Source organism: Streptomyces sp. NPDC031121, from assembly GCF_055570615.1.
Window position 1 is genome coordinate 382590 of record NZ_JBVIGV010000006.1, and the last position, 22954, is coordinate 405543.

Annotated in this window: 18 protein-coding genes; 4 read left to right on the forward strand and 14 right to left on the reverse strand. The window is 74.1% G+C overall.

The features are described from left to right. Positions 1-63: 63 nt before the first annotated feature. The 9 genes from ACZ462_RS13945 to ACZ462_RS13985 form a co-directional block, all read right to left on the reverse strand. Positions 64-1218 (reverse strand): pseudouridine synthase, encoded by a 1155-nt coding sequence (locus ACZ462_RS13945; protein WP_467806001.1) that lies wholly within the window; start codon positions 1216-1218, stop codon positions 64-66. Further along, complete coding sequence (gene scpB / locus ACZ462_RS13950; RefSeq protein ID WP_467806000.1) at positions 1218-1916, reverse strand: SMC-Scp complex subunit ScpB; 699 nt, start codon at positions 1914-1916, stop codon at positions 1218-1220. The genes ACZ462_RS13945 and scpB overlap by 1 nt, the downstream gene beginning before the upstream one ends. A gap of 13 nt (positions 1917-1929) precedes the next feature. Beyond that, the gene (locus ACZ462_RS13955) at positions 1930-3078 is read right to left on the reverse strand and encodes a segregation and condensation protein A (RefSeq protein WP_467805999.1); all 1149 of its coding nucleotides are present in this window, start codon (positions 3076-3078) and stop codon (positions 1930-1932) included. Positions 3079-3482: 404 nt separating this feature from the next. Beyond that, on the reverse strand, positions 3483-4007 hold the full coding sequence (locus ACZ462_RS13960; protein WP_467805998.1) for a hypothetical protein: 525 nt from the start codon (positions 4005-4007) through the stop codon (positions 3483-3485). After that, positions 3992-5152, reverse strand: a complete 1161-nt coding sequence (locus ACZ462_RS13965; RefSeq protein ID WP_467805997.1) for a ParA family protein — start codon at positions 5150-5152, stop codon at positions 3992-3994. Before ACZ462_RS13965 ends, ACZ462_RS13960 begins: the two co-directional genes overlap by 16 nt. Before the next feature lie 335 nt (positions 5153-5487). After that, positions 5488-6603, reverse strand: coding sequence for an alanine dehydrogenase (ald, locus tag ACZ462_RS13970; RefSeq protein WP_114056970.1), 1116 nt, complete (start codon positions 6601-6603; stop codon positions 5488-5490). A 151-nt stretch (positions 6604-6754) separates the two neighbouring features. Beyond that, complete coding sequence (locus ACZ462_RS13975) at positions 6755-8803, reverse strand: tetratricopeptide repeat protein (protein WP_467805996.1); 2049 nt, start codon at positions 8801-8803, stop codon at positions 6755-6757. Between the two features lie 80 nt (positions 8804-8883). Beyond that, positions 8884-9513: an NUDIX domain-containing protein gene (locus ACZ462_RS13980; protein WP_467805994.1), complete on the reverse strand. Its 630-nt coding sequence runs from the start codon at positions 9511-9513 to the stop codon at positions 8884-8886. An 83-nt stretch (positions 9514-9596) separates the two neighbouring features. Then, positions 9597-11261, reverse strand: coding sequence for a CTP synthase (locus ACZ462_RS13985; RefSeq protein WP_467806134.1), 1665 nt, complete (start codon positions 11259-11261; stop codon positions 9597-9599). Positions 11262-11692: 431 nt separating this feature from the next. Here ACZ462_RS13985 and ACZ462_RS13990 point away from each other — a divergent pair, with 431 nt between their 5' ends. From ACZ462_RS13990 to ACZ462_RS14000, 3 genes are all read left to right on the forward strand, one after another. Continuing rightward, a complete protein-coding gene (locus tag ACZ462_RS13990; RefSeq protein ID WP_467805992.1) occupies positions 11693-13546 on the forward strand; it encodes a glycoside hydrolase family 15 protein in 1854 nt (617 codons plus the stop codon). A gap of 124 nt (positions 13547-13670) precedes the next feature. Then, on the forward strand, positions 13671-15053 hold the full coding sequence (locus ACZ462_RS13995) for an FAD-binding oxidoreductase (RefSeq protein WP_467805991.1): 1383 nt from the start codon (positions 13671-13673) through the stop codon (positions 15051-15053). Between the two features lie 72 nt (positions 15054-15125). Continuing rightward, positions 15126-16745, forward strand: a complete 1620-nt coding sequence (locus ACZ462_RS14000) for a PucR family transcriptional regulator (RefSeq protein WP_467805990.1) — start codon at positions 15126-15128, stop codon at positions 16743-16745. A 521-nt stretch (positions 16746-17266) separates the two neighbouring features. Here the strand turns inward: ACZ462_RS14000 and ACZ462_RS14005 are convergent. The 5 genes from ACZ462_RS14005 to ACZ462_RS14025 form a co-directional block, all read right to left on the reverse strand. Continuing rightward, on the reverse strand, positions 17267-18385 hold the full coding sequence (locus ACZ462_RS14005; protein ID WP_467805989.1) for a glycosyltransferase family 4 protein: 1119 nt from the start codon (positions 18383-18385) through the stop codon (positions 17267-17269). 208 nt (positions 18386-18593) lie between these two features. Next, positions 18594-20318, reverse strand: coding sequence for a DNA repair protein RecN (gene recN / locus ACZ462_RS14010; protein WP_467806133.1), 1725 nt, complete (start codon positions 20316-20318; stop codon positions 18594-18596). 146 nt (positions 20319-20464) lie between these two features. Continuing rightward, positions 20465-21439, reverse strand: coding sequence for an NAD kinase (locus ACZ462_RS14015; RefSeq protein WP_467805988.1), 975 nt, complete (start codon positions 21437-21439; stop codon positions 20465-20467). Then, positions 21436-22251, reverse strand: a complete 816-nt coding sequence (locus ACZ462_RS14020; protein ID WP_467805987.1) for a TlyA family RNA methyltransferase — start codon at positions 22249-22251, stop codon at positions 21436-21438. Before ACZ462_RS14020 ends, ACZ462_RS14015 begins: the two co-directional genes overlap by 4 nt. A gap of 7 nt (positions 22252-22258) precedes the next feature. Next, positions 22259-22528: a hypothetical protein gene (locus ACZ462_RS14025; RefSeq protein WP_467805986.1), complete on the reverse strand. Its 270-nt coding sequence runs from the start codon at positions 22526-22528 to the stop codon at positions 22259-22261. 65 nt (positions 22529-22593) lie between these two features. Between ACZ462_RS14025 and ACZ462_RS14030 the strand changes: the two genes are divergently transcribed. Further along, the gene (locus tag ACZ462_RS14030; RefSeq protein ID WP_467805984.1) at positions 22594-22941 is read left to right on the forward strand and encodes an SCP2 sterol-binding domain-containing protein; all 348 of its coding nucleotides are present in this window, start codon (positions 22594-22596) and stop codon (positions 22939-22941) included. The last annotated feature ends 13 nt before the right edge of the window (positions 22942-22954 follow it).

Sequence of the window (22954 nt, forward strand, 5' to 3'; positions counted from 1 at the left end):
GCCCGCAGTGCCGTGTGGGGCACTGCGGGCTTCGGATGCGGGAGCGGACCGGCCGCGGCCGTCCTACAGGCCGACCTCGCGCATCAGCATGCCGACCTCGGTGTTGGTCAGGCGGCGCAGCCAGCCGGACTTCTGGTCGCCGAGCTCGATCGGGCCGAAGGCGGTGCGGACGAGCTTCTCGACCGGGAAGCCGGCCTCGGCGAGCATCCGGCGCACGATGTGCTTGCGGCCCTCGTGGAGGGTGACCTCCACCAGGTAGTTCTTGCCGACCTGGTCGATCACGCGGAAGTGGTCCGCGCGCGCCCAGCCGTCCTCCAGCTCGATGCCGTCCTTGAGCCGCTTGCCGATGTCGCGCGGCAGCGGGCCGGTGATGGCGGCGACGTAGGTCTTCTTCACCCCGTACTTGGGGTGCGTCAGGCGGTGCGCCAGCTCGCCGTGGTTGGTGAGCAGGATGACGCCCTCGGTCTCGGTGTCGAGCCGGCCGACGTGGAAGAGGCGGGTCTCGCGGTTGGTGACGTAGTCGCCGAGGCACTGCCGGCCGTCCGGGTCCTCCATGGTGGAGACGACGCCGACCGGCTTGTTCAGCGCGAAGAACAGGTACGACTGGGTCGCCACGGTCAGGCCGTCGACCTTGATCTCGTCCTTGGGCTGGACGCGCTTGCCCTGCTCGGTGACGATCTCGCCGTTGACCTCGACCCGGGCCTGCTCGATCAGCTCCTCGCACGCCCGGCGCGAGCCCATGCCCGCCCGCGCGAGCACCTTCTGGAGCCGCTCGCCCTCCTGCTCGGCGCCCGGGAAGGTCTTCGGGGTGCGGATCACCGGCTTGTCCGCGTACCGGTCGCGTACGCGCTCCTCGATCCGGGCGTCGAACTCGCGCGGCCGCGACGGGCTGCCGAAGCCCGCCTCGCCGCGCCGCGCGCCGCCGCCCTGGCCGCCTCGTCCGCCGCTCTGGGGGCGGCCCGGCTTCTTCGGGCTGCCCTTGGCGCCGCCGCGGGCGTCCGCACCGCGGGAGCCGCGGGTGCGCTCGCCCTCGGGGCCGACGTCGTAGCGGCGCTCCTCCGGGCGCGGGCGGCGCGGGCGCTGCGGCGCGCCGCCCGCCCGCTCGTCGCGCGCGCCGCCGGCGCCGCGGGGGTTGCCGCGCCCGCGTCCGTCTCCGCCCCTGCCGCTGCCGCCGCCCGTGTTCCGGTTGCCGCCGTTGCCGTTGCCGCTGCTTCGCATCAAAGTTCCGTCGTCTTGTCGTCTTCTTCGGTGTCCGGTGCGTCCGGATCGAACGACGGAACGCCTTCCTGCGTCTCGGCTTCGATCGCCTCCGCCTCGGGGAGGAAGGGCGCCAGCTCCGGGAGCTCGTCCAGGCCTCGAAGGCCCATCCGCTCCAGAAAGTAGTTCGTCGTCCTGTACAGGATCGCACCTGTTTCGGGTTCCGTGCCCGCCTCGGCGACCAGACCGCGCTGGAGGAGGGTGCGCATGACCCCGTCGCAGTTCACCCCGCGCACCGCGGAGACGCGGGAGCGGCTGACCGGCTGGCGGTAGGCGACCACGGCGAGGGTCTCCAGGGCGGCCTGGGTGAGGCGGGCCTGCCGGCCGTCCAGGACGAAGCGCTCGACTGCGGCCGCGTAGCGGGGGCGCGTGTAGAAGCGCCAGCCCCCGGCGACGAGCCGCAGCTCGAAGCCGCGCTGCTGGACGGCGTACTCGTCCGCCAGCTCGCGCAGGGCGGCGGCGATCTCCCGCGGGGTGCGGTCGAGGACCTTCGCGAGGTGGGCCTCGGTGGCGGGCTCGTCCACGACCATGAGGACGGCCTCCAGGGCGGGCTTCAGCGGCAGGCCGGCCGGGCCGTCGCCGGCGTCCCCGTACGGGTCGTCTCCGAGCGGGCCGGCTTCTCCCGGGAGGGCGTCCTCGGCGGGTCCGGGTCGTTCCATGTCGTTCGCTCCTTCATTCCCCGGCCTCGGCGATCCGGTCGAACTCGTCGGTCACGGCGGGCATCGCGCCGGCGTCGCCGCCCGTCCACCGGACGGTCAGCGTGCGCAGGGCCTCCTCCTGCTCCAGGGCCACCGCCTTCTCCCGGTACAGCTCCAGCAGGGCCAGGAACCGGGCGACGACCGTGAGGGTGTCCTCCGTGTCCTGCGTGAGCTCCTCGAAGGTGGCCGCCCCGCGGTCCCGGAGAGCTGCCACGAGGACGGCGGCCTGCTCCCGGACGCTGACCAGGGGGGCGTGGATGTGGTCCACGTAGACCTGGGGCTCGGCGCGGGGCTGCATGGCCTTGGCGGCGAGGCGGGCGAACCCCTCGGCGCCGATGCCGAGGACGACCTCCGGCAGGAGCGCCGCGTGGTGGTCCTCCAGGCCGACGGTGCGCGGATGGCGGCGGCCCTCCGCCTCGGCGCGGTCCCCGAGGATGTCGGCGATGCGCTTGTACGCGCGGTACTGGAGCAGCCGCGCGAAGAGCAGGTCGCGGGCCTCCAGGAGGGCGAGGTCCGCCTCGTCCTCCACCTCGGCGGCGGGCAGGAGGCGCGCGGCCTTGAGGTCGAGGAGGGTCGCGGCGACGACGAGGAACTCGGTGGTCTGGTCGAGGTCCCAGTCGGGCCCCATGGCCCGGATGTGCGCCATGAACTCGTCGGTGACCTTGGACAGCGCGACCTCGGTGACGTCGAGCTTGTGCCGGGAGATGAGCTGGAGCAGCAGGTCGAAGGGCCCCTCGAAGTTGTCCAGCCGCAACGTGAACCGCCCGTCGCCCCCTTCGGCACCCACGCCGTCCCCGGCGGAGGATCCGCCGTCGGCCCGGAGGGCCGCAGCGGCGCCGCGTGCGGCCCCTGAGGGGCCCTGTGGGGCTGCCGGGGCAGCAGATGCCGCGTCGGCGGCCGCGGGCCGGGACGCCGGCTCCTGCGGCTCCCCCGGGACCGGCGTCGGCGCGGCGGGCGCGGGCCGTGAGGCGGCCTCCTGCGGCTCCTCCGTCGGCGCGGCGGGCGCGGGCCGTGAGGCGGCCTCCTGCGGCTCCTCCGTCGGCGCGGAGGGCGCGGGGGATGCGCCGGGGCCTCGCCCGAGGGTCCGGCGGGGCGGGCGGCCGGCTTCGGCGGGAGAGGGCATCGCAGTCCAGGAAGGGTACGGGGGCGGGCCCGATCGGCCCGCCACAAGGCTCCCACGAACCGGGACCGCGACGTCCCCCGGACCCGCCCGCGGCGGAACAGGGGCGGCGCGGCCCGACTCCCGCGGGAAGGGAGGACCTGATTCCGTTGAGGCCCGCGGCCCGCCAAGGCCGGTGGCCCGCCAAGGGGGTTGTCTCCCAAGGGCCGGATGACCAGGCGGCTGCAACCGGGAAGCCTGTGGTCCGCGGTGGGCAGGGCAGGCAGGGACCGGGCGGGCCGCACAGGCTGGTCGCCTCGGGGCCGGAGGCCGCGGGGCGGCGCGTCGGGCGCAGCGGCCCGGTGGGATGCGGGAGCCGGAGGGCCGTGCAGGGGCCGGGCGGTCGCAGGGGCCGGCGGCCTCGGGGGTCAGCGGCCGCGGAGGCGGCGGACCAGGATGCTGGCGTCGCCGCGGGACTCCAGGTCCGCCAGGACGACCGCCACCGCCTCGCGGACGATGCGTCCGCGGTCCACCGCGAGGCCGTGCTCGCCGCGGAGCACCAGCCGGGCGTGCTCCAGGTCCATCAGCTCCTCGGCGGAGACGTAGACCGTGATCTTCTCGTCGTGGCGCTCGCGCCCGCTCGGCCGGCGGCCCGCCCCGCGGCCGGTGCCCTTCCCGCGGCGGGTCGCCGCCGCGGGGGCCGCCGCCGGGGTGGCAGAACCTTCCTGCGGCCGCCTCGGGGCCCCCACCACGGGGTCCGTGCGCTCCGTGTCGGCCGCCGCCTCCCGGCCGCGGCCCTCCCCCGCCGTACCCTCGGCCGGCACCGCCGAGTGGTCGGGCAGGGCCGCCGCGGCTTCCTCGCCGCCCCGCCTCGGCGAGGACGACTGCAGCGCCATCCCCCCGGTCGTACGGAACAGTTCGTCGGCTCCGGGCAGACTCACTCGGCGTGACACCGGGCGAGCACCTCCCTGGCCAGCTGGCGGTAGGCGGCGGCACCGACGGAGTTCGAGGCGTACGTGGTGATCGGCTCGCCGGCGACCGTGGTCTCCGGGAAGCGCACGGTGCGGCCGATGACCGTGTGGTACACGTGGTCGTCGAACGCCTCGACGACACGCGCCAGCACCTCGCGGCTGTGCACCGTGCGGGAGTCGTACATCGTGGCGAGGATGCCGTCGAGCTCCAGCTCCGGGTTGAGCCGCTCCTGCACCTTCTCGATGGTCTCGGTCAGCAGGGCCACGCCGCGCAGCGCGAAGAACTCGCACTCCAGCGGGACGATGACCTTGTGGGCCGCCGTCAGGGCGTTGACGGTCAGCAGGCCGAGGGAGGGCTGGCAGTCGATGACGATGTAGTCGTAGTCGTTCATCAGCGGCTTCAGCGCCCGCTGGAGCGTCGACTCGCGCGCGACCTCGCTGACCAGCTGCACCTCGGCGGCGGAGAGGTCGATGTTGCTGGGCAGCAGGTCCATGTTGGGGACCGCCGTCTTCAGCAGCACCTCGTCGGCCGACATGCCCCGCTCCATGAGCAGGTTGTAGACCGTCAGGTCGAGTTCCATCGGGTTCACGCCGAGGCCCACGGACAGCGCGCCCTGCGGGTCGAAGTCGACGAGGAGGACCCGCCGCCCGTACTCGGCGAGTGCGGCGCCCAGGTTGATGGTCGACGTGGTCTTGCCGACGCCGCCCTTCTGGTTGCACATCGCGATGATCTTCGCCGGACCGTGGTCGGTCAGCGGACCCGGGATCGGGAAGTACGGCAGCGGACGTCCGGTCGGGCCGATCCGCTCGCGGCGCTGGCGGGCAGCGTCGGGCGCGAGGGTGGCCGCGTACTCGGGGTCGGGCTCGTATTCCGCGTCGGGGTCGTAGAAGTGCCCCTCGGGCACCTGGTCGTAGTCGGCGAAACCAATGGGCGCATCGCCGCTGTGGTCGCCGGCCGTGGAGTTCACGTCTAGGCCGTCCATGCTCTTTTGGGGCGTCGTCATGTGCTGGTGGTTTGCGAACGTGCGGACTGCGACGGAGCCGACCGCTTCGAGCCCGGTCGGGCCCTGGCCCCGCTCGGGCGTCCCTGCGCGACCACCCCCAGGAGTAAATGTCGACTCATTCACAAGTCGTCTTACCTCCTCGGACGTGACCAGGACACTTATCGATAGGTCAGCGTGGCACCATGCCGACGGTTGGCGACTCTATGGCGTGTCACCGCCCAGCGGCAACACAATCCGCCGGACCGGCAACGATGTGTCGGCAACCGAACACCGTTCTGTCAAGGGCGTCGGACCCGTCACTGTGAAGTTTCGCAGGTGTGCGAATGGGTTAAAGGGCTACCTTTGAGGCGGGTTGGGCCCGGCCGGCGCGCACGCGGCAAACGCGCCCGGCCGGACCTTGCGGGCAAGGTCCGGCCGGGGACGCGACATTGGCGTCAGCCGTTGACGGGTCGTTCGACTCAGCCGAGCAGCGTGCCGATCTCGACGGACTCGAGGCCGTGGGCCTCGGCGACCGGACCGTAAACGACCTTGCCCTCATGGGTGTTGAGGCCCAGGGCGAGCGCCGGGTCGCGGCGCAGCGCCTCGACCCAGCCCAGGTTCGCGAGCTGCACGATGTAGGGCAGGGTGGCGTTGGTGAGGGCGTAGGTGGAGGTGTTCGGGACGGCGCCCGGCATGTTGGCCACGCAGTAGAAGACCGAGTTGTGGACCTGGAAGGTCGGCTCGGCGTGCGTGGTCGGACGGGAGTCCTCGAAGCAGCCGCCCTGGTCGATCGCAATGTCGACAAGGACACTTCCGGGCTTCATCTTGGCGACCAGCTCGTTGGTGACCAGCTTCGGGGCCTTCGCACCCGGGATCAGCACCGCGCCGATGACGAGGTCGGCCTCGATGACGGCCTTCTCCAGCTCGTAGGCGTTGGAGACGATCGTCTTGACCTTGGTGCCGAAGATCTTGTCGGCCTCGCGGAGCTTGTTGATGTCCCGGTCGAGCAGGGTCACGTGGAAGCCCATGCCGATCGCGATCTGGACCGCGTTCCAGCCGGAGACGCCGCCGCCGATGACGACGCACTCGCCGGCGTGGGTGCCGGGGACGCCGCCCGGGAGCACGCCGCGGCCGCCGGCGGAGCGCATCAGGTGGTAGGCGCCGACCTGCGGGGCCAGGCGGCCCGCGACCTCGGACATCGGGGCGAGGAGCGGCAGCGCGCGGTTGGCGAGCTCGACCGTCTCGTATGCGATGGCGGTGGTGCCGGACTCCAGCAGGGCGTCCGTGCACTCGCGGGAGGCCGCCAGGTGCAGGTAGGTGAAGAGGGTCTGGTCCTTGCGGAGGCGGTGGTACTCCTCCGCGATGGGCTCCTTGACCTTCAGCAGCAGGTCGGCGGTCGCCCAGACCTCGTCGGCGGTGGGGAGGATCTCCGCACCCGCGGCGACGTACTCGGCGTCCGAGATCGAGGAGCCGACACCGGCGTTCTGCTCGATGAAGACCTGGTGGCCGTTGCGGACCAGCTCATGCACGCCGGCAGGCGTGATGGCGACCCGGAACTCGTTGTTCTTGACCTCGCGGGGGATGCCGACCTTCATCGTCGATCACGGTCCTTGGCTCAGGGGATTTTTCGGGGCACTTCCATACATACCCGTCCACAAGGCGCGCAACGGGATGCACCACGAGATGACGTGGTGGAGCCAGTCTAATGAAGGATGAGGCGCTGTCTAGCCTTGCAAACCAATAATCTCAGTCGTTACCACTGCGGATTTCGCAGGCTGCGGGGTCGTCTCCCAGCAACTTGTCAGCCGCCGAGCGGTGCAGCCGGGCAGCCGCGGGATCACCCAGCCGGTCGAGGGTGTCGGCCAGTCTGACCTGGAGCGCGGCCTGCAACCGCAGGTCCCCGGCACGACGCGCGAGCTCCACCGCCTCCCGGCAGGTGTGCAGCGATTCCTCGGGCCGTCCGGCGTACTCCTGGATCCGGGCCATCTCGCTCAACGCCCTTGCCTGGCCGGGGACATCGCCCAGCTTCCGGTAGCCGGCGGCGGCCGCCCGCCAGCTGCGCAGGGCGTCCCCGTACCGGCCGGCGTGGGTGTGCGCGTTGCCGAGCCGCCCGTACAGCCGGGCCTCGTCCGCCCGCTCGCCACGGGCCAGCGCCTGGGCCAGGGCGCGGCCGAACCAGTCGGCCGCCCGGTGCCAGTCGGCGAGCTCCTGGTAGGCGCCGCCTACGGATTCCATCGCGCGGCCCGTCGCGTACGGGTCGTTCGCCGCCCGCCCGGCGTCCAGCGCGGCCCGGTACCGCTCCAGGGCCTCCCGGGTCCGGCCCGTCTCGGCGTCGAGGTCGGCGATGTTCAGCAGCGCGGCGGCCTGCTCCCGGTAGAGGCTGCGCCGCTCGGCGACGTCGAGGACCAGCCGGTGCAGCCCGTACAGCTCGGGAGCGGCGGCCGCGGTGCCCCGGTGCTCGGCCAGGGCCCGGACCAGGCCCGCGACGAGCCGGCGCGCCAGGGTGTCGAGGCCGCCGTCGGCGACGGCGAGGACCGCGGAGGCCGACAGGGCGGGCAGCCGGCTCTCCAGCCACGTGGCGGCGGCACGCCGGTCGGCGAAGCGCAGGGCGCGCGGCAGCCCGTCCAGCTGCTCGCGTACGCCCTCCGCGTCCTCCGTCCCGGCCATGGCGCCGCAGGAGTGCAGCAGGCGGACGGTGCGCTCCAGCATCCGGGCGCGGGCGAGCTGGACCTCGGCGGGCCGCTCCTTGGCCTCCAGCAGGCTGCGCAGCAGCGGGGCGAGGCAGCCGGGCAGCAGGAACAGGCCGTCGGGGGCGTGGCGGACCAGGCCGAGGCCGGCGAAGTCCTCCAGGAGCGCCTGGGCGGCGGCCACGGAGCAGCCGGCCAGGGCGGAGGCGGTGTGCGAGTCGACCATCCCGGCGGGCGCGAGCGGCAGCAGCCGGAGGGTCCGCTGGGCCGGCTGCGGCAGGGACTCGTAGACGAGCCGGAAGGCCCGGCCGAGGGCGCCGGAGCCGCCCGCCGGCATGTCGTGGAGCTGCTTGGCGGTGTCGGAGACGGCGGCCTTGGGGCGGGCGGCGAGCCAGCCGCCGACCATGGCCAGGGCGGCCGGGAGGCCCCCGCACGCCTCGGCGAGGTCCTCGGCGGCCCGCGGGTCGGCGGCGATGCGGGTGGTGCCGATGAGGCCCGAGAGCATCTCGACGGAAGCCGGGGGCTCCAGCCCGCCCAGGGTGCAGGGGCGGACGTCCGGGATTCCGGTGAGGGGTCCCTCGGCGGTCAGCACGACCAGGCACTCGGGGGTGTCGGGGAGCAGGGCGTCGACCTGGTAGGGGTCGGCGGCGTCGTCGACGAGGAGGATCACGCGCCTGCCGGCCAGTGCGGCCCGCAGGACGGAGCTGAGTTCGTCCTCGGAGGCGCCCGGCGGTGTGGCTTCGCCGAGGCCTTCCAGCAGGATGCGCAGGGCCCGTTCGGTGGTGATGCCCTCGCCGCCGGGGGCGGTGAGCCGGACACGCAGGACGCCGTCGGGGTAGTCGGCGGCGACCCGCCGGACGAGGGCCTCGGCGAGGGCGGTGCGCCCGGAGCCGGGACGGCCGGCGATGAGCAGGAGCCGGGCGCGCGGGGACTTGGCCTTGCGGCCGGAGAGGGTGTCGAGGCCCGTGCGCGCGATGTCCTCGCGCAGCTCCTTCAGCTCGCGCCGCCGCCCGACGAAATCCGCCACGGATCCGCTCCTCTCCCTGCCTTCGGGGTGCGAGCGTAGTTCACGCAGAGCGACGACCCGTGGCGAGCAGGGCGGGCGCATCGCCCGATCGGATCAGCGGATGGTCACACCGCACCGCCGTACGGGGGTCCTGCCGCGCGCTGCGCCCGCCCCGCCGCCCCTCAGGCCTCGTACGGGCGGGCCGGCCAGGGAGCCAGGGCCGGGCGCAGCGCGTCGAGGCCCCCCTCCGCGGCGAGGGCCGCCTGGAGGGCCAGGACGCCGCTGACCAGGCCCGGGTTGCCGAGGTCGCCGGCGAGGACGCCGCGTACGAGGTCGGCGAGCGGCACGCGGGCCACCTCCATGTCGGCCTCCTCCTCCGACACCTCGAAGCGGTCGCCCTCCGCGTCGGCGAGGCCGCGCGCGAGGAAGACCCGGACCGCCTCGTCGGAGCCGCCGGGCGAGGCGAAGAAGTCGACCAGCACCCGCCAGTCCTCGGCCTTGGCGTGCGCCTCCTCGTACAGCTCGCGCTGCGCTGCGTGCAGCGGGTTCTCGCCCGCCACGTCGAGCAGGCCGGCCGGCAGCTCCCACAGCCGGTGCCGCACCGGGTGGCGGTACTGCTTCAGCACCAGGACGCGCCCCTGCTCGTCGTAGGCGAGGACGCACACGGCGCCGGGGTGGGCCTGGTAGTCGCGTGTGGCGGCGGAGCCGTCGGGCATGCGGACCTCGTCCGTGACGACCGCCGTCTTCTTCCCCTGGAAGGGGCGCCTGCTCGACAGCGTCTCCCACGACTCGGCCGTGTCCTTGATGTTCATTCCCCGCACCCTTCCGCAACGCGTGACAGCCGGGGCACGCACGTGGTGCCCCGGCTGCCTACGGTATGCCCTTGATCAGGCGGTCACTTGCCGGTCTTGCGCTCCACCGCGGCCTTGACCAGGCCGGCGAAGAGCGGGTGCGGGCGCGTCGGGCGGGAGCGCAGCTCCGGGTGGGCCTGGGTGGCCACCAGGTAGGGGTGCACCTCGCGCGGGTACTCGACGTACTCGACGAGCTTGTTGTCCGGGGAGGTCCCGGAGAAGACGAGGCCGGTCTTCTCCAGCTCGCCGCGGTAGGCGTTGTTCACCTCGTAGCGGTGGCGGTGGCGCTCGTCGACGTACGCCTGGTCGCCGTAGACCTCGCGGACGATCGAGCCCTCGGCGAGCTTCGCCGGGTACATGCCCAGGCGCATGGTGCCGCCGAGGTCGCCGGCGCCCTCGACGAAGGCCAGCTGCTCCTCCATGGTCGAGATGACCGGGTGCGGGGTGGAGGGGTCGAACTCGGTGGAGTTGGCCTCCTCGATGCCGCCCAGGTTCCGGGCCGCCTCGATGACCACGCACTGCAGGCCCAGGCACAGGCCGAGCAGCGGGATCTTGTTCTCGCGGGCGTAGGTGATCGCGCCGACCTTGCCGTTCACGCCGCGGTCGCCGAAGCCGCCGGGGACGCAGATCGCGTCCACGTCGGAGAGCTGGGCGGCGGCGCCGGCCGGGGTCTTGCACTCGTCGGAGGTGACCCACTTGATCTGGACGCGGGCCCGGTTGGCGAAGCCGCCGGCGCGCAGCGCCTCGGTCACCGACAGGTAGGCGTCGGGCAGGTCGATGTACTTGCCGACGAGCGCGACCTTGACCTCGTGGTCGGGGTTGTGGACCCGGTCGAGGAGGTCCTCCCAGACCGTCCAGTCCACGTCGCGGAACGGCAGGTCGAGCTTGCGGACGACGTACGCGTCGAGGCCCTCGGTGTGCAGGACCTTCGGGATGTCGTAGATCGACTTGGCGTCGATGGCGGCGACCACGGCGGCCTCGTCGACGTCGCACATCAGCGAGATCTTGCGCTTGATCGAGGTCGGCACGTCCCGGTCGGCGCGCAGCACGATCGCGTCGGGCTGGATGCCGATGTTGCGCAGGGCGGCGACCGAGTGCTGGGTCGGCTTGGTCTTCAGCTCGCCGGACGGGCCGATGTAGGGCAGCAGCGAGATGTGCACGACGAAGACGTTGTCGCGGCCGACCTCGTGGCGGACCTGGCGGACGGTCTCCAGGAACGGCAGGGACTCGATGTCGCCGACGGTGCCGCCGACCTCGGTGATGACGACGTCGACGTCCTCGGTCGCCATCCGCCGGATGCGGTGCTTGATCTCGTTGGTGATGTGCGGGATGACCTGCACGGTGTCGCCGAGGTACTCGCCGCGGCGCTCCTTGGCGATGACCGTCGAGTAGACCTGGCCCGTGGTGACGTTGGCCGAGCCGTCGAGGTCGACGTCGAGGAAGCGCTCGTAGTGGCCGATGTCCAGGTCCGTCTCGGCGCCGTCGTTGGTGACGAACACCTCGCCGTGCTGGAACGGGTTCATGGTGCCCGGGTCGACGTTCAGGTACGGGTCGAGCTTCTGCATGGTGACCCGCAGGCCGCGCGCCTTCAGCAGCGCACCCAGGCTGGAGGCCGTGAGGCCCTTGCCGAGGGAAGAGGCGACACCCCCGGTGACGAAGATGTGCTTGGTCGTCATGGCTGTGCTGTTTCGAAAAGCAGCGGGCGGCATCGCCAAGAGGGGGCTCCCGTGGTCGCGAAGTGAGGTGCGTCCGGCGCCGGCCACCGTCGAACCGGAAGGTCTCAGGGGGCGCCGAAGCTGCGGTTTCGGGGTGCCTGATTCGCACAGGCAGACCACCGGTCCACGGGGTACCAGCCTATCAGCGCCCGGCGCGCTCCGCCTCCGGGCACGCCCCGCCACGGGCCTCCCACGCTGCGCTACGGGCGGCCCGCTGGGCCGGTCGAGCGGCGTCCCCGCCGGTCACCCGTTCGGCCCAGCGGCATTCCCCCGAGACTTCAGGGGATCACTAGGGTGCCGTCATATCCTGCTCGGATATCGCTCCACATCGCCGCCGAGCAGTCCGGCAGACGGCGTAACCCGGCCGCATCCGGAATCATGAGCTCAGTGCGGGGATCCAACACGGAAGACCGCGCAACCGCGCAATGCAAGCGCCCTTCGGGGCGACGTGGCCGTTTCGACTGGAGAAGCTCTTGTCCGGGCGCATCGAGGATTACGCACTGATCGGAGACACGCAGACCGCCGCCCTGGTCTGCCGGGACGGATCGGTGGACTGGCTGTGCCTTCCCCGCTTCGACTCCCACGCCGTCTTCGCGAGCCTTCTCGGAACGGAGGACCACGGATTCTGGCGGATCGGCCCGGCCGGCCAGGCCGGAGCCGAGGCCCCGTACGCCGACCGCCGCCGCTACCAGGGCGACTCGCTGGTCCTGGAGTCCGAGTGGGACACCCCGCGCGGCACCGTCAAGGTGATCGACTTCATGCCGCCGCGCGAGGACCACGCCCCGCAGCTGATCCGCATCGTGGAGGGCGTCAGCGGGCGCGTGCCCATGCGGTCCTCGCTGCGCATGCGGTTCAGCTACGGGCGGGTCGTGCCCTGGGTCCACAAGGTGGACCAGCGCACCGTGGCCGTCGCCGGCCCGGACTCGGTGTGGCTGGACACCGACGCGCAGACCTACGGCAAGGACCTGACGACGTACTCCGACTTCACCGTCGGGCCCGGCGACCGGGTGGCCTTCTGCATCAGCTGGGCGCCCTCGCACCGCCCCGCGCCCGAGGTCCCCGACGCCGAGCCGGCCCTGGCCGCGACCACCGCGTTCTGGCGCGAGTGGGTCGACCACTGCACCTACCACGGCCCCTACCGGGAGGCCGTCATCCGCTCCCTGATCACGCTCAAGGCGCTGACGTACGGGCCGACCGGCGGAATCGTCGCCGCCCCGACCACCTCCCTGCCGGAGGAGATCGGCGGCGTGCGGAACTGGGACTACCGCTACACCTGGCTGCGCGACGCCGCCATCACCCTCTCCTCGCTGCTGCGCACCGGCTACCGCGAGGAGGCCCAGGCGTGGCGCGAGTGGCTGCTGCGGGCCGTCGCCGGCGACCCGGAGAACCTGCAGATCATGTACGGGATCGCCGGCGAGCGGGAGCTGGGCGAGACCGAACTGGACTGGCTCCCCGGGTACGAGGGGTCCCGCCCGGTGCGCGTCGGCAACGGGGCGGCCCACCAGCTCCAGTTGGACGTCTACGGCGAGGTCACCGAGGCCCTGCACCTCGGCCACATGACGGGCCTGGCCCGCAACGACTACGCGTCGGTGCTCCAGCTGAAGCTGATCAAGTACCTGGAGCAGCACTGGGACCAGCCCGACGAGGGCATCTGGGAGGTCCGCGGCCCGCGCCGGCACTTCGTCCACTCCAAGGTGATGGCCTGGGTGGCCGTCGACCGGACGATCAAGCTGATCGAAAGCGGCGACGCGGACGGCCCGCTGGAGCGGTGGCGGGAGCTGCGCGACGAGATCCACCAGGACGTCTGCGAGAAGGGCTACGACAAGGAGCGCAACACCTTCACGCAGTCCTACGGCTCCAAGGAGCTGGACGCCTCGCTGCTGCTGATCCCGCAGATGGGCTTCCTGCCGCCGGACGACAAGCGGGTCATCGGCACCATCGAGGCGATCCAGCGCGAGCTGTCCACGCCCGACGGGTTCATCCTGCGCTACCCGACGGCCGGCGACGAGGCCGGTGTGGACGGGCTGGAGGGCGACGAGGGCGCCTTCCTGGCGTGCTCGTTCTGGATGGCCGACGACCTGGCCATGATCGGCCGGGTCGACGAGGCCCGCCACCTCTTCGAGAAGCTGCTCGCGCTGCGCAACGACCTCGGGCTGCTCGCTGAGGAGTGGGACCCGCGCCTCCAGCGGCAGGTCGGCAACTTTCCGCAGGCGTTCAGCCACGTCCCGCTGATCGACACCGCGCTGCGGCTGACCGCGAGCGGCGCGTACGGGGGCTGACGGGGCTGACGGGGCTGACGGAAGCAGGGGGCGGCGGGCCGGCTCCGGCGCGCCGCCCGGGTGCCGTCCGCCTACGCTGGAGGAGTCCTTCGACCGCTCACCGCTCCGGAAGGAGGGGTTGGCGATGGCTCCCCTCTCCAAGGCGGGCACCGCGCTCGCCGTGCTCCGCGAGGACCTGGCCGGCGAGGTGTTCGCCCCCGGCGACCCGGGCTACGACGACGCCCGGCGCATCTTCAACGCGATGATCGACCGGCGGCCTGCCGTGATCGCCCGCTGCGAGAGCGTCGCGGACGTCGTCACCGCCGTGCGGTTCGCCCGCGACCTCGACCTGCCCATCGCCGTACGCGGCGGCGGCCACAGCGTCGCGGGAATGTCCCTCAACGACGGCGGCCTGGTGATCGACCTGCGCCTGATGAACGACGTGACGGTCCACCCGGCGGCCAAGGCCGTCCGCGTCGCCGGCGGCGCCGTCATGGGCGACCTGGACCGGGCCTGCGAGCCGTACGGGCTCTCGACGACCGGAGGGCGGGTCTCCACCACCGGCGTCGGCGGCTACGTCCTCGGCGGCGGCAGCGGCTGGACCGACCGCAAGTTCGGCCTGGCCGTGGACAACCTGCTCGGCGCCGAACTCGTCACCGCGGACGGCACCGTCGTCGAGGCGACGGCCGAGGAGAACCCCGAGCTGTTCTGGGCGCTGCACGGCGGCGGCGGGAACTTCGGCATCGCCACCGCGCTCACCCTGCGCCTGCACGACCTCCCCGCCTTCTCCTTCGCCCTGCTGATGTCGCTGCCCGAGCACGGGCCCGCCCTGGCCCGCGCCTACCGGGACATCGTGGAGCAGGGCCCCGACGACCTCGGCGGCGGCTTCCTGTACCTCACCGGCCCGCCGGAGGAATTCGTCCCGCCCCACCTGGCCGGCACGCTCCTCGCCGCCGCGCTCCTGACGTTCACCGGCCCCGAGGAAGGCGTCCGCAAGGCGGCCGCACCGCTCCTGGCCGTCCCCCATGAGGCCGAGCTCATCGCCCAGCTCCCCTACGCGGACTTCGCGTGCATGCTCGACGACCCGCCGGGCCTGCGGAACTACTGGTCCGCCGAGTACCTGACAGGGGCGCCCGACGACATGCTGGACGTGTTCTGCGCCCGCGCCGACTCCATGCCCGTCCCCTCGAACTGCCAGCACGTGCTGTTCCCGCAGGGCGGCGCGATCGCCGCCGGCCCGCGGCAGTGGCCGGTCCCGTACCGGGACGCGCCCTGGGTCGTGCACCCCTTCGGCGTGTGGGAGGACCCCGCGGACGACGAACGGGCCATGGCCTGGGTGCGGGGGGTCCGCGCCGACGCCCGGCCGTGGAGCACCGGCGCCGTGTACCTGAACTTCACCGGCGACGAGGGGCCCGAACGGATCGTCGCCGGCGTCGGCGCGGACAACCTGCAGCGGCTGCGCACCCTGAAACGGCAGTACGACCCCGACAACGTCTTCCGCTTCAACCACAACATCACCCCCCTGTAGCCGGACGGGACCGTGGCCGCGGACGCCGGCCCGCCTTGGAACGACGCCGGACGCCCGGTAGCGTCCCGCGGCATGGACAACCAGGGCGGGATCACCGTTCAGCGGGCCCTCGAACTCCCCGGACTGCGCGGCGGGCTGCCGGAGGTGGTGGCGTGCGCCGACCGCCTCGGCCGGACCGTGCGCTGGGTGCACGCGGGCGAGGTCCCGAACATCGCGTCGCTCCTCAAGGGCGGGGAGCTGCTCCTGACGACCGGGCTGGGGCTGGGCACCCGGCCCGCCGAGCAGCGGGCGTTCGTACGCCGCCTAGCGGAGCGCGGCATCGCCGCCCTGGTCGTCGAGCTGGGTCCGCGCTTCACCCGGCTCCCCGCGACCCTCGTCGACACGGCGCGGGCGGCCGGGCTGCCGCTGGTGCAGCTGCACCGCGAAGTGCCGTTCGTGGCGGTGACGGAAGAGGTCCACACCGAGATCGTCAACGGGCACTACGCGCTCCTCCAGAGGGCCGAGGAGGTGCACGGGCGCTGCACGCAGGCCCTCCTCGGCGGCGGCGGCATCCCGCAGGTGCTGCGCATCCTCGCCGACTTCACGGCGAACCCGGTGTTCCTGGAGACCCCCGACGGGCAGCTGCTGTACGGGGCCGGGCCCGTCGCGGGCGAGGCCGCGGCCGACCCGCTCCAGGTGTGGGAGGGGCTGCGCGGCCAGCGGGCCGCCGAGCCGTCCGCCCACGCCGTGGTCGTCGACGTACCCGGCGGCGGGCCCGGCACCGGATCCGTCCGGGCGCGGCTCGTCCTGCTCGGCGTGTCGGCGCCGCTGCTGCCGGTGCACCGGATGGCCGCGGAGCGGACCGCGGGCGTCCTGGCGGTCGTCATGATGCAGGCCCGGCAGGAGGAGGAACTCGCGGCGCGCGGCCGCGGCGACTTCCTGACGGACCTCGCGGAGGGCCGCATCTCCGCCGAGGACGCCCCCGCGCAGGCCCGGGTGCTGGGGTTCCGGCCCGGGGACGGGCCGCTGCTGCCCGTGGTGATGCGGCTGTCCGCGGACCTCGGGCCTTCGGGGAACTGGGCCGTGCTCGCCCGGGCCGTCCTGGAGGAGCTGTCGGCGGTCGGCGTGCCGGTCCTCCTCGGGGTGCGGCCCGTGGAGGGCAGGGTGCCGCTGCTGGTGTCGCTGCGGGCGGAGTCCGAGCGGACGGCCGTCGCCGACCGGGTCGCCGCCGCGCTGCGCGCCGGCCTGGAGCGGGCCGGGCTGGAGCGGGCCGGGGCGCCCGCCGCGGTCGTCGTCGGCGTCGCCGGCGGCTGGGCCGCCGCCTCCGCCGGGCTGCGGCACGCGGCCGAGACCGCCACCGCCGCGCACGGCCTGCCCGCCCGGCCCTGGTACGACGCCCGCCGGCTCGACATCGACCTGCTGCTGTGGCGGCTCCGGGAGCATCCCGACCTGGCGGCGTTCGTCGAGCGGGCGATCGGGGCGCTGCGCAGCCATGACGCGGTGGCGCGGCCCGCGCTGCTGCCGACGCTGGAGACGTACCTGGCCCATGCGGGCCGCAAGGCGGAGACCGCGCGGGAGCTGCACCTGAACCGGCAGACCCTGTACAACCGCCTGGCCCGCATCGCCGACCTCCTCGGCACGGACCTGGACGACCCGGAGACGGTCCTCTCCCTCAGCCTGGCCCTCCGCGCCCGCCGCCACACGACCCCCTGATCCGGGCCCGCCGCCGTGCCGCTGCCGCTGCCGCTGCCCGCCAGGGGGTCGTGTGGCGGCGGCCGGACTCCCGCAACGCGGCCCGGCCCGCCACGGCGCCGGCAGCACCGGCGGGGGCTCCCGCTGCGCGGAGCAGTCCCCCACCCCGCCCCTTCCCGAAACCGGGACCTGCGGCCCCGGCCCCCGCCGGGCTCCGCCCGCACCGAATCCGGGCGCTGCGCACCCGTCGCGCTCAAACGCCGCGCAGGCTGAACTCGCCAACCCCCTCGCCGCAACCTCCAGCCCCGCCGAGGACTGAAGCGCGGGCCCCGGGACAGAGCCCCGAAACCGCCAACGACCCGCACCCGCGGGACGACTCCGGCCCACTCCAGCCCCGCCGGCGATTGAGGCGCGGGGCCCGGGGCAGAGCCCCGAAACCACCCACCACCCGCTCCCCTCCACACGACTCCGGCCCACTCCAGCCCCGCCGGCGATTGAGGCGCGGGGCCCGGGGCAGAGCCCCGAAACCATCCAGCCGCTGGTCAGCGGCGGTGGGTCAGTTCGTCGTAGACGGACAGGATCTGGGCCACCGTGTCGTCCTCGGACGGCCATGTCGCCGCCAGGGCACGGCCCGCCTCCGAGAGGTGGCGGCGGCGCTCCGGGTCGGCCAGGAGGGCCGTCACCGCTGCGGCGAGGGCGTCCGGGTCGCCGTACGGCACCAGGACTCCGGCCTCGCCGATCAGCTCGGGTACGCCCCCGACCTCTGTGGCCACCAGCGGTACGCCGACCCGCAGCGCCTCCTGCGCGAGCAGCGACCGCGCCTCCCACCGGCTCGGCAGCACCGCGACGTCGGCCGCCGCGAGCAGCCGGCCGGCGTCCCGGCGGCGGCCGAGGAGCCGTACCGGCAGGCGTTCGGCCTCGATGCGGCCGGCGAGTTCGGCCCGCATGGGTCCTTCCCCGGCGATGACGACGAGCGGTGCGGGGTCCAGTCCGCGCCAGGCCCGGGCGGCGTCGAGGAGGAGGCTGTATCCGCGGTGCGGGACGAGGCTGCCGACGGCGATGACGAGGGGCCGCCCGACCGCGCCGAGTTCGGCCCGGGTCCTCCCCGGGTCGTCGGCCGCGGCCCGCCCGGCGCCGCCTCCGGCGGGTACGGCTGGCCGGGCGAGCCGTACGTCCCGGGCGCCGCGGGCCCGCGCGAGGTCCACCTGGGCGGAGGAGCTGCCGAGGACGACGGCCGCGGCGCGGGCGACGTGCCGTTCGAGGACGCGGCCGAGCTGCCCGAGGGCGCCGTGGGTGCCGGGCCCGCTTCCGGCCCAGGTGACGACGAGCGGGACGCGGCGCCCGCGCAGGGCGAGGAGGGCGCGGGCGGCGGCCCGGACGCCGTGGGCGTGCACCACGTCGGCGCCGGCGCACACGGCGCGCATGGCGCTCACCGCGTCGGGCGCGAACTGCGCGCCGGCGCCGGTGAAGTCGTACTCCCCTTCCGCTTCGACCGGTGCGCACACGGTGACGCGTACCCCGCGCGCGGCGAGCCCGGTGGTCAGCGACCGGACGTGGGCGCTGCTGTCCGCGCCGGCGCCGCCGAGGATCTGGACGGTGCGCAGGGGCGGCCGCCCGTACGGCTGTGCGGGGGCCGGGACCGGGGCCGGGGAGCTGCTCACTGGCCGGGGCTCCTGGGTGAGGGGGCAGAGTCGCCGCCCAGGATGCCAGGGCGTACGCGCGTTCCGCGTCGATACGGGGTCGGATGCGGTACGAGATACCGTCACGCGCCCCCGCGCCTCACCCACACGGCGTAGCGTCCGTCATCTTCGCGCCACCCCTGCGCCACCCCCGGGGCGCCGCACGCGCCCGCCCCGGGTGTGCGTTCCGCTACGCGTCCGCGCGCGCCGCGGCGAGGAGTTCCTCGGCGTGGGCGCGGGCGGAGACGGAGTCCTCGTGGCCGGCCAGCATGCGCGAGAGTTCGCGGATGCGGGCCTCGCCCTCCAGGACGGTGACTCCGCTGCGGGTGACGGAGCCGTCGTTGGTCTTCTCCACGAGCAGCTGCCGGTCGGCGAAGGCCGCCACCTGCGGCAGGTGGGTGACGACCACGACCTGCGCGGACTTGGCGAGCTTGGCGAGGCGGCGCCCGACCTCGACGGCGGCCTTGCCGCCGACTCCGGCGTCGACCTCGTCGAAGAGGTAGGTGGGGACGGGGTCGGAGCCGGCGAAGACGACCTCGACGGCGAGCATGACGCGGGAGAGCTCGCCGCCGGAGGCGCCCTTGGCGATGGGCCGCGGCTGGGCGCCGGGGTGCGGGGCGAGGAGCAGTTCGACCTCGTCCGCGCCCGTCGGGCCGTAGGCGACGGCCCGGCCGCCGACTTCGACGCCGTCCTCGTCGGCGACGCCGGTCTGCCGGATGTCGATCGTGACGCGGGCGTGCGGCATCGCGAGGGAGGCGAGTTCCTCGGTGACGGCCGCGGCGAACCTGGTCGCCGCCTCGACCCGGGCGTCCGTCAGGGCTTGGGCGAGCTGGGAGAGTTCGGCCCGCAGCCCGTCGCGTTCGGCGGTCAGCTCGGTGATCCGCTCGTCGTCGCCGTCGAGTTCGAGGAGGCGCGCGGAGCTCGTCTGCGCCCATTCCAGCACCGCGTCGACGGAGTCGCCGTACTTGCGGGTGAGCTGGGTGAGGGCGGCCCGGCGCTCTTCCACGGCGGCGAGCCGCAGCGGGTCCGCGTCGAGGTCGTCGGCGTATCCGGCGAGTTCTCCGGCGACGTCGGCGAGCAGGATCTGGAGTTCGCCGATGCGCTCGGCGAGCGCGCCGAGGACCGGGTCGTGGGAGCGTACGGCCTCCAGGGCCCGGTGGGCGCCGGCGACGAGCGTGTTGGCGTCGACGCCCTCCGGGTCCTCGACGTCTCCGGCGAGCGCCGCGTGGGCGATCTGCGCGGCGGAGGCGAGCGCTTCGGCGTGGCCGAGCCGTTCGGCCTCGGCGGCCAGTTCCGCGTCCTCGCCGGCCACCGGCTCGACGGCGGCGATCTCCTCCAGCCCGAAGCGCAGCAGGTCGGCCTCCTGGGCGCGCTCCCGGGCGCGGGTGGTGATCTCCTCCAGTTCGGCGGCGACGGCCCGCAGCCGCCGGTAGGCGGCCCCGTACTTCTCCAGCGGGACGGCGACGGCGTCGCCGGCGTACCGGTCGAGGGCCTGGCGCTGCCGGGCGGGCCGCAGCAGGCCCTGCTGGTCGGTCTGGCCGTGGACGGCGACGAGGTCGTCGGCGAGTTCGCCGAGCAGTCCGACGGGCACGGAGCGGCCTCCGACGTGGGCGCGGGAGCGGCCTTCGGCGGACACGGTCCGGCTGATCAGGAGGGCGCCGTCGTCGAGCTCGGCGCCGGCCTCCTCCGCGCGTACGGCGGCCGGGGCGTCGGGGCGCATGACGATGCGCCCCTCGACGACCGCCGCCTTGGCCCCGATCCGTACGAGGGCCGGGTCGGCGCGCCCGCCGAGCAGCAGCCCGAGGCTGGTGACGACCATCGTCTTGCCGGCGCCGGTCTCGCCGGTCACCGCGGTGAATCCGGGTGACAGCTCGACCACCGCGTCGTCGATGACCCCCAGGGACCGTATCCGCATCTCCTCAAGCACGGGACGACCATACCGAGGTTTCACCGGTGGCATGTGACGTCACCCGCCGGGAATTCTTCGAACGGATGTGCTAGGGAAACGGTCGTTCCCGGTCCCCGCGGACCGGTCCCGTCCGCATGACGGCCGGCCGGCGGTCAGTCCTTGTGCGGGGCCCCGCGCCAACCCGACACCGGCAGCGCGAACTTGGCGACGAGCCGGTCGGTGAACGACGCGTGGTGCAGCCGCGCGAGCCGCACCGGCACCGCACCGCGGCGGACCTCGACCCTCGCCCCCGCGGGCAGCTCCAGCATGCGCCGGCCGTCGCACCACAGCACGCCGTGGAGGGTGCCGGGCTGCACCTCGACGGCGAGCACCGAGTCCGGCGAGGTCACCAGCGGCTTCGCGAACAGCGCGTGCGCGCTGATCGGCACCATCAGCAGCGCCTCGACCTCGGGCCACACCACGGGGCCGCCCGCGGAGAAGGCGTACGCCGTGGAGCCGGTCGGCGTCGCGCAGACGATCCCGTCGCAGCCGAACGCCGAGACCGGGCGGCCGTCGATCTCCAGGACGACCTCCAGCATCCGCTCGGGCGACACCTTCTGCACAGCGGCCTCGTTCAGCGCCCAGTCGCTGTGGACGACGTCCCCGTTGGAGCGCACCAGCACGTCGAGGGTCATGCGGTCCTCGACCTCGTACGCGCGGGTCACGACCCGGTCGACGACCCGGTCGAGGTCGTCGCGCTCGGCCTCGGCGAGGAACCCGACGTGCCCCAGGTTGACGCCGAGCATCGGCACCCCGGAGCCGCGCGCGAACTCCGCGCCGCGCAGCAGGGTCCCGTCGCCGCCCAGGACGATCAGCAGCTCGCAGCCGTCGAGCACCTCGGGTGTGCACTCGGCGACGAGTTCCGCCTCGGGCGGCAGCGGCAGGTCCCGCGCCTCGTCCTCCAGGACCCGTACGCCGAGCCCGCTCTTGACGAGGCCCCGGACGACGAGTTCGGCGCTGCGGATTGCGGCCTGCCGCCCGGTGTGGGCGAGCAGGAACACCGTCCGCCGCCCCTCCCCCGCCCCGCCTGCGCCCGTCGGCTTCCCCGCCGGTTCCGTCCCGCCGTTCGATCCCGCTGAATCTGTCACTGCGGCCCCTCCGCCACTGCACGGTCGACATCCGCCGGGTCGAGTGCCGGTGCCCCCGCCCGCAGCCACAGAAAGTACTCGACGTTGCCCGAGGGCCCCGGCAGCGGACTGGCGGTCACCCCGAGCACGCCGAGGCCCAGCCGGGCCGCCTCCTCGGCGACGCCGCGCACCGCCTCGGCCCGCAGCTCGGGGCTGCGGACGACACCGCCGCTGCCCAGGCGCTCCTTGCCGACCTCGAACTGCGGCTTGACCATCAGCACCAGGTCGGCGCCGGGCGCGCAGCAGGCGACGAGCGCCGGCAGCACCAGCCCGATCGAGATGAACGACAGGTCGCCGACGACGAGGTCGACGGGGACGCCGTCGATCTGCTCCAGGGTCAGCTCGCGGACGTTGGTGCGGTCCTTGACGGTGACCCGCTCGTCGCTCTGGAGCGACCAGGCGAGCTGCCCGTAGCCCACGTCCACGGCCATGACGTGGGCCGCGCCGGCGCGCAGCAGCACGTCGGTGAAGCCTCCGGTGGAGGCGCCGGCATCGAGCGCCCGCCGGCCCTCGACGACGAGCCCGAGCGGCCGGAATGCGGCGAGCGCACCGGCCAGCTTGTGGCCGCCCCGGGAGACGTAGTCGGGGTCGCTGTCGTCCTTCAGGACGACGAGGGCCGCGCTGGTCTCCACCTGGGTGGCCGGCTTGGTCGCGGTGGTCCCGCCGACGGTGACGCGGCCCGCGGCGATCAGCTGGGCGGCGTGCTCGCGCGAGCGGGCCATGCTGCGGCGTACCAGTTCGGCGTCCAGGCGGCGGCGTGCCACTCCTGCCACGTTCGGTTCAGCTCCTGTTGTCGTTCGGTCCGGGGGCGGGCGGTGCGTCCAGCGCGGTCAGCGCCTCGCGCAGGCCCCTGTGCACATCCTCGTACACGGCGGCGTGCCCGTCCGCCGGGAGGTGGTCGGCGTCCGCCAGGCGCTCCAGGCAGGCGTCGACGCCGGGGTGCCCGGTGGGCGTGCGGACGACGCCCAGCGGCGCCGGCGCGGCGGGCTCCACCGGCTCCGCGGGGGCCCCGGCGGGCTCCGCCGGTGCGGCGGCGGCTTCGTCGGTCATGCCCCGACGCTACCCCGAAGCGCGCGGGCGCGGCCGCACCTCTCTGCGGTACGGTCGAGATCACGATGGCTACGATCGAGGAGTGCCGAGCCGCACTCGACCGACTCTCCGGCAACCTGGCGCGGGCCGACGGCGACGTGCGCGGCGCGGCCGCGCTCGACCGCTCCCTGAGCTGCCACATCACCGACCTGGACCGCACCTTCACCGGCCGCGTCGACGGGGGCCGGATCCGGGTGGACGGCGTCGCGGCGGGCCCGCCGGCCGGCAAGGCGGACATCCGGCTCGCGATGACGGGCGACGACCTGGTGGCGCTGGTCGCGGGGGAGCTGAACTTCGCCCGCGCGTGGGCCTCGGGCCGGGTCAGGCTGGAGGCGGGCCTGCGCGACCTGCTCCGGCTGAAGAAGCTCCTCTGATGCTGTGGCTCCC

Coding starts and splice junctions, on each gene's coding strand:
- ACZ462_RS13985 (WP_467806134.1), bottom strand. CDS start 11,261: ATGCCGCCCGCTGCTTTTCGAAACAGCACAGCCATGACGACCAAGCAC.
- ACZ462_RS14025 (WP_467805986.1), bottom strand. CDS start 22,528: ATGACCGACGAAGCCGCCGCCGCACCGGCGGAGCCCGCCGGGGCCCCC.
- ald (WP_114056970.1), bottom strand. CDS start 6,603: ATGAAGGTCGGCATCCCCCGCGAGGTCAAGAACAACGAGTTCCGGGTC.
- ACZ462_RS13945 (WP_467806001.1), bottom strand. CDS start 1,218: ATGCGAAGCAGCGGCAACGGCAACGGCGGCAACCGGAACACGGGCGGC.
- ACZ462_RS14000 (WP_467805990.1), top strand. CDS start 15,126: ATGGACAACCAGGGCGGGATCACCGTTCAGCGGGCCCTCGAACTCCCC.
- ACZ462_RS13990 (WP_467805992.1), top strand. CDS start 11,693: ATGCAAGCGCCCTTCGGGGCGACGTGGCCGTTTCGACTGGAGAAGCTC.
- ACZ462_RS13995 (WP_467805991.1), top strand. CDS start 13,671: ATGGCTCCCCTCTCCAAGGCGGGCACCGCGCTCGCCGTGCTCCGCGAG.
- recN (WP_467806133.1), bottom strand. CDS start 20,318: ATGCGGATACGGTCCCTGGGGGTCATCGACGACGCGGTGGTCGAGCTG.
- ACZ462_RS13980 (WP_467805994.1), bottom strand. CDS start 9,513: ATGAACATCAAGGACACGGCCGAGTCGTGGGAGACGCTGTCGAGCAGG.
- ACZ462_RS13975 (WP_467805996.1), bottom strand. CDS start 8,803: ATGCGCCCGCCCTGCTCGCCACGGGTCGTCGCTCTGCGTGAACTACGC.
- ACZ462_RS14030 (WP_467805984.1), top strand. CDS start 22,594: ATGGCTACGATCGAGGAGTGCCGAGCCGCACTCGACCGACTCTCCGGC.
- ACZ462_RS13955 (WP_467805999.1), bottom strand. CDS start 3,078: ATGCCCTCTCCCGCCGAAGCCGGCCGCCCGCCCCGCCGGACCCTCGGG.
- scpB (WP_467806000.1), bottom strand. CDS start 1,916: ATGGAACGACCCGGACCCGCCGAGGACGCCCTCCCGGGAGAAGCCGGC.